This is a genomic window from Pedobacter sp. 05L430 (assembly GCF_056397585.1).
Genome location: NZ_JBFTNT010000295.1, coordinates 1 through 5,171, shown reverse-complemented (window position 1 = coordinate 5,171; position 5,171 = coordinate 1). Strand labels below are relative to the sequence as shown.

Below are 5,171 nucleotides of genomic sequence, written 5' to 3'. Positions count from 1 at the left end.
CTCCAGGCTTTTGCAAATCTGATCCTGAATTTGCTGATAAGCCGCTACTACTCTATCTTTAAACACCATTTCTTTAAAACTATACACGCAAAGTTAACCTTAATAAAAAGGCATCATTCCTTTAATTTTCAGATAGTACATTTTTTTGACACTACTCCTCTTCAAAGTTCAAATCGCGACTATAAGTCTCATCCAAATTATACAAACCGATGTATGCAAGTCCTACTGTTAATACTGCCAGACAAAGTGCTGCGTTGATAATTCCCATTCTTACCACTAAAAACTGAAATAAAAGCGTAACCAGGATTAGCGATCCTCTTACCATATTTGGAACACTTGTAGTTACTGTGGCACGCAGGTTGGTTCCAAATTGTTCTGCTGCAATAGTTACGAATACAACCCAATATCCTGTGAACAAACCGAAAAATACGCACAATATATAAAAACCAGTTGCTGTCCATCCTGTGTTTAACAGATATACCAGCATGGTGCAAAATGTTAGGGTAATAAAGATAAAAACGATCTTTTTACGTGTTTTGAAAAGCTGACTTAAAGCACCGCTTAAGAAATCACCTAGTGAAATTCCTATATAGGTAAACATTACACCCTTTCCGTTGTCTAGAACATCCACGGCCTTTAATGCTTTTCCAAATTCAGGGGCTATGCCAACCAGAATCCCTACTACAAACCATAGCGGCACAGCGATAATGATACAGCTTAAATATTTAGAGAAGYGCTTCCAGGGATAAAATAGCATGAAGAAGTTTCCTTTGGTAACTTCTTTTTTAGACATTTTTTCGAATAATCCAGATTCAAAAACACCAAATCTTAAAAGCAATAACACAATACCCAGGCCTCCGCCCACAAAAAATGCAGTTCTCCATTCAAAAAGATCCCCAACTATATATGCTGCTACTGCACCCATAAGGCCAATTCCCGCCACCAACATGGTTCCATATCCCCTCTTTTCCTTACTCATGCTTTCGCTTACAAGCGTAATACCAGCACCGAGTTCTCCTGCTAAGCCTATTCCTGCAATAAATCTTAACGCCGCATATACCGGAATGCTTGTCGCAAATCCGTTCGCAATATTAGCAAGGGAATACATGATTATGGAGCCAAAAAGTACAGACAACCTTCCTTTTTTATCTCCGAGAATACCCCAGAATATACCTCCAATAAGTAGCCCCGCCATTTGCCAGTTCATCAGATAAAGGCCTGTTTCGGTAATTTTGTCTGTCGGAACTCCTAATGACGATAAGCTTTTGTTTTTGATAATAAGGAATAAAAGAAGGTCGTATATGTCTACAAAATAGCCTAGGGCGGCCACCAGGATTAAAAAAAATACACTTTTATTCTGTTTGCTGTTAATCATACAAAGTTTGTTTGGTTGCTGAAAATACAAACAAATTTTATTTATGATAAAACATTTTGATAAAAAAACATGTATCGAAGAATTTAGCCCCGATACATGTTTGAATTATTGCTCGTTATTTACCTAAGATTTCTATTACTAAGGTTTTACAGTTGYATCTGGAGGTAATTTAGTAGTGTCAGCCGGAACTGTTTTAGCAGTATCCACGGGTTTCATTGTTGTGTCTGTTGAGGTACTATCTGAAGTACCTGATACATTCTTCGTTGAGTTGCATGCTGAAGTGGCTATTATAACCGAGCCCGCAAAAGCAAGACTTAAAATTAACTTTTTCATAGGATTATTTTTATATAAGTACTGGACAATCAACAAGGTCAACCCATAAAAGTTTTAAATAATTTAAAACTGGTTAGTTAAAAACACAAAAAAAGGCCTTCCTGTTTTACCAGAAAAGCCTTTAAAAAATTAACAATTATTTATTTTTTTGGCATCAAAACACCGTCTATTACATAAGTTACACCGTTACTGGAAATTACATCTGGAATAGTGATTTTGGCATCGTTAACCCACCATTCACCGTTTTTCTCAGTTAGCTTGATTTTCTGACCCTGAACCGTTGTAAGCTCCATTCCATTTTTTAAATCAGAAGATTTATAGCTACCCGAAACCACATGATAAGTTAGTACATTGGTAAGATCTTTTTTCATTTCCGGTTTCAATAAATTATCAACCGCACCTGCAGGCAATTTAGCAAATGCTTCGTTTGTAGGTGCAAACACCGTAAATGGGCCTGTTCCGCTTAGCGTTTCAACCAGTCCGGCTGCTTTAACAGCTGCAACCAATGTAGTATGATCGCTTGATCCTAAAGCATTTTCTACAATATTTTTAGACGGAACCATCACGGCGCCACCAACTTTAACCCCATTTTCGGTAGCTATAGTTGTGTCAACAACAGACGTGTCCATCATTGAACTATCGTTCATTGTATCGGCAGTTTTAGAAGAATTACAAGCAGAAACAAGAGCCAGTAATGCCACCCCTGCGCTTAAACTTAAAAATTGCTTTTTCATAAAATTTAGTTTTGTTGTTTTAGATTTTCGTTTTATTTAACATATAAACGAGAATAACAACAAAGCAGATTTTTATTGATGCATTTTTAATTTATCGAGCAATTCAGGAGAAACATTTTCTGCGTAGGCACCGTAAGCATCAATTAATACCCCTTTTAAATTACCTACCGGAGATGATATGGCGTAGATCACGGCACTATCGTCTGGGTCGTTCATGCCTTCAAACCTGTAAAATTCATCAATCTCAAACTCCTCAGGCATCAATTTCATGTCAATTGCTTTACACTCCAAGAAGTCAGAGTTAAGCGTAAAATCGTATTCATAACCTCGCTTCTCAAGGTCAGATACAGCTGCTGTAAGGGTATCGTATATATACATACTCTAATTTACTAAAAATTTACTTTATCCTGCCACATAAAATTTCATAGTTCAATAAACTTTCTGATATTTAAGCATCATGGTTGTATCAGAGAAAACCCTTAAATGGGGATTGTGCTTGTACCCTCCTATGCTGTTCCAGCGCATATGGGTTAAAAGATTTCATAAAGGATTTAGAGGAGTTGATGTAAAAATTAACAAGAGCATTTTTAATAAGAATTATAACGGCTCTATATTTGGAGGTACTATATATGCTGCAACTGATCCATTTTATGCATTGCTGTTTGATCAGCTGCTCCAAAGAGAAGGATTTAAGGTAAGGGTTTGGTTAAAAAGTGCTTCAATACAGTATTTAAAACCTGGTCGGGGCAATTTATACTTTACGATAAAAGTTACAGATGATATGTTGAATGAGGCTATTGAGACTTTAAACACTTCTGGGAAATTTATAAAAGCCTATCCAATGGAAATAACCAATGCTGAAGGTGAAATATGCGCCACAGTATTAAACGAAGTTTACGTTAGGAACCTTCATCAGGGCGAACAACCAAGAATAGCTTATTAAATTACCATTCGCTTAAGAAAATATACAAATGAATATCAGGAAACTAATTTTGCAGGGCGAAGGAACTACACTGGATTTCAAAAAGACGATTACAAACAACGAAAAGATTGCTAAGAGTCTGGTTGCATTTGCTAATAATAAAGGAGGCCAATTGCTTATTGGTGTAGCTGATGATGGTAGTATTAAAGGCGTAAAATCTGAAGATGAAGAGCGTTATATGATCACCAAGTCTGCCCATCAGTTCTGTAAACCTGCAATAGAACCTGAATTTGAGGAAATATATATTGATGACAAATTAGTATTGGTTGTGAAAATTGCCGAAAGTGATACTAAACCTCATTATGCGCTTGATGAAAATAAAAAATGGTGGGTTTATTATCGGGTAAATGATAAAAGCATTTTGGCCAGCAAGATCATCGTTGATGTGATTAAAAAAAGTAGTAAAGTCAACGGCCAGTTGATTACTTATACAGAGCAGGAAAAGAAATTATTTGAGCATCTTAATCTTGAAGGGAGGATAACGCTTAAGCAGTTTAGTAAGCTTACACGCAGCTCCTATCGGCAAGCTCAAAAGATATTGGTAAGCTTAATTCTAAGTGGCGTTATAAAACCTCACACGTCAGATAAGGAAGAATTCTTTACTACTGTATAAAAGGTGGCTATGTTTTCATAAATCACAACAAAATAACCGACTTTTGCTAAAATGTTGAATACCTTATACACTAAGTACAAACCTTATTATTCTGATAATTTACGATTGGCAATGCCTATTGTTGTTTCTCAGCTGGGCCATACCCTTGCACACCTGGCAGACAGTGTTATCGTTGGTCATTTTGCTGGAACAATTCAGCTTGCTGCTGTATCATTAGTGAATAGTCTGTTTATGCTGATCCTGGTTTTAGGTATGGGGATAGCTTATGGATTAACACCTCTGATAGCTCAAGAGAATGGCCGTAAAAATTACGATGAATGTGGTAAGCTGCTTTCTAATAGCTTAATTATAAATTTCTCTATCTCTTTATTGCTATATGCCTTTGTTCATTTAGGGACTTTGATGGTAATAGATCATATCGGGCAGTCGCCCGAAGTTGTTGCTTATGCAAAACCGTATCTGGGTTTGCTTGGTTTCTCTATTATCCCGTTAATGATATTTCAAACTTTCAAACAGTTTGCCGAAGGATTGGGCTTTACAAAACAAGCAATGTTCGTGTCTATCTGGGGTAACGTGATTAATATTATTTTGGGAGTCATTTTTGTTAAGGGGATGTTTGGCATAGCTCCTATGGGCGTAAAAGGTGTAGGCCTAAGTACTTTGATAGATCGTACGGTTATGGCTATAGTAATGACTATATATGTTTTACGGTCAGCTGTTTTTAAGGTTTATATTAAGCAATTTAAGGCCACCTTTTTTGATAAGGTAAGAGCATTTAAAATTGTTAAAATTGGTGCGCCGGTTGCACTGCAGTATTCCTTTGAAATTAGTGCTTTTAGCGGAGCAGCTATACTAATCGGAACCATAGGGGCTGTAGAACAAGCTGCCCATCAGGTAGCTATAAACCTTGCCTCTATTACCTATATGATGGCGAGTGGAATTGCCTCTGCAGCTACTATTAAAACAGGCAATAACTTTGGGAAAAGCAATTTTAAAGACCTTAGGCAATCAGCCATTGCAAGTTACCACGTAATACTTTTGTTTATGACTGTTACCGCATTGTTTTTTGTACTGGCAAATAACCTACTGCCCTTTCTTTATACAGAAGATAACGCCGTAATCAGTATTGCCGCT

The 5,171-nt window shown here is 36.8% G+C and carries 7 protein-coding genes; 3 read left to right on the top strand and 4 right to left on the bottom strand.

Annotated elements, in window-relative coordinates:
• Nucleotides 1–151: 151 nt before the first annotated feature.
• The 4 genes from AC1DG9_RS22915 to AC1DG9_RS22900 form a co-directional block, all read right to left on the bottom strand.
• Nucleotides 152–1,375: an MFS transporter gene (locus AC1DG9_RS22915; RefSeq protein ID WP_477635301.1), complete on the bottom strand. Its 1,224-nt coding sequence runs from the start codon at nt 1,373–1,375 to the stop codon at nt 152–154.
• Between the two features lie 138 nt (nt 1,376–1,513).
• Complete coding sequence (locus tag AC1DG9_RS22910) at nt 1,514–1,708, bottom strand: coproporphyrinogen III oxidase (RefSeq protein WP_477635300.1); 195 nt, start codon at nt 1,706–1,708, stop codon at nt 1,514–1,516.
• Nucleotides 1,709–1,848: 140 nt separating this feature from the next.
• Nucleotides 1,849–2,442 (bottom strand): fasciclin domain-containing protein, encoded by a 594-nt coding sequence (locus tag AC1DG9_RS22905; RefSeq protein WP_172662962.1) that lies wholly within the window; start codon nt 2,440–2,442, stop codon nt 1,849–1,851.
• Between the two features lie 72 nt (nt 2,443–2,514).
• A complete protein-coding gene (locus AC1DG9_RS22900) occupies nt 2,515–2,820 on the bottom strand; it encodes a hypothetical protein (RefSeq protein WP_048905364.1) in 306 nt (101 codons plus the stop codon).
• 79 nt (nt 2,821–2,899) lie between these two features.
• Here AC1DG9_RS22900 and AC1DG9_RS22895 point away from each other — a divergent pair, with 79 nt between their 5' ends.
• The 3 genes from AC1DG9_RS22895 to AC1DG9_RS22885 all read left to right on the top strand — a co-directional run.
• A complete protein-coding gene (locus AC1DG9_RS22895; protein ID WP_172662961.1) occupies nt 2,900–3,385 on the top strand; it encodes a DUF4442 domain-containing protein in 486 nt (161 codons plus the stop codon).
• A 28-nt stretch (nt 3,386–3,413) separates the two neighbouring features.
• Nucleotides 3,414–4,037: an AlbA family DNA-binding domain-containing protein gene (locus tag AC1DG9_RS22890; protein ID WP_172662960.1), complete on the top strand. Its 624-nt coding sequence runs from the start codon at nt 3,414–3,416 to the stop codon at nt 4,035–4,037.
• Nucleotides 4,038–4,088: 51 nt separating this feature from the next.
• Nucleotides 4,089–5,171, top strand: a 1,083-nt coding sequence (locus AC1DG9_RS22885; protein WP_477635299.1) for an MATE family efflux transporter, incomplete at its 3' end; no start/stop codon positions are given.

What these genes read in the sequence shown, in the direction of transcription:
- AC1DG9_RS22895 (WP_172662961.1), top strand. Translation starts at nt 2,900, where the DNA reads ATGGTTGTATCAGAGAAAACCCTTAAATGGGGATTGTGCTTGTACCCT.
- AC1DG9_RS22905 (WP_172662962.1), bottom strand. Translation starts at nt 2,442, where the DNA reads ATGAAAAAGCAATTTTTAAGTTTAAGCGCAGGGGTGGCATTACTGGCT.
- AC1DG9_RS22890 (WP_172662960.1), top strand. Translation starts at nt 3,414, where the DNA reads ATGAATATCAGGAAACTAATTTTGCAGGGCGAAGGAACTACACTGGAT.
- AC1DG9_RS22900 (WP_048905364.1), bottom strand. Translation starts at nt 2,820, where the DNA reads ATGTATATATACGATACCCTTACAGCAGCTGTATCTGACCTTGAGAAG.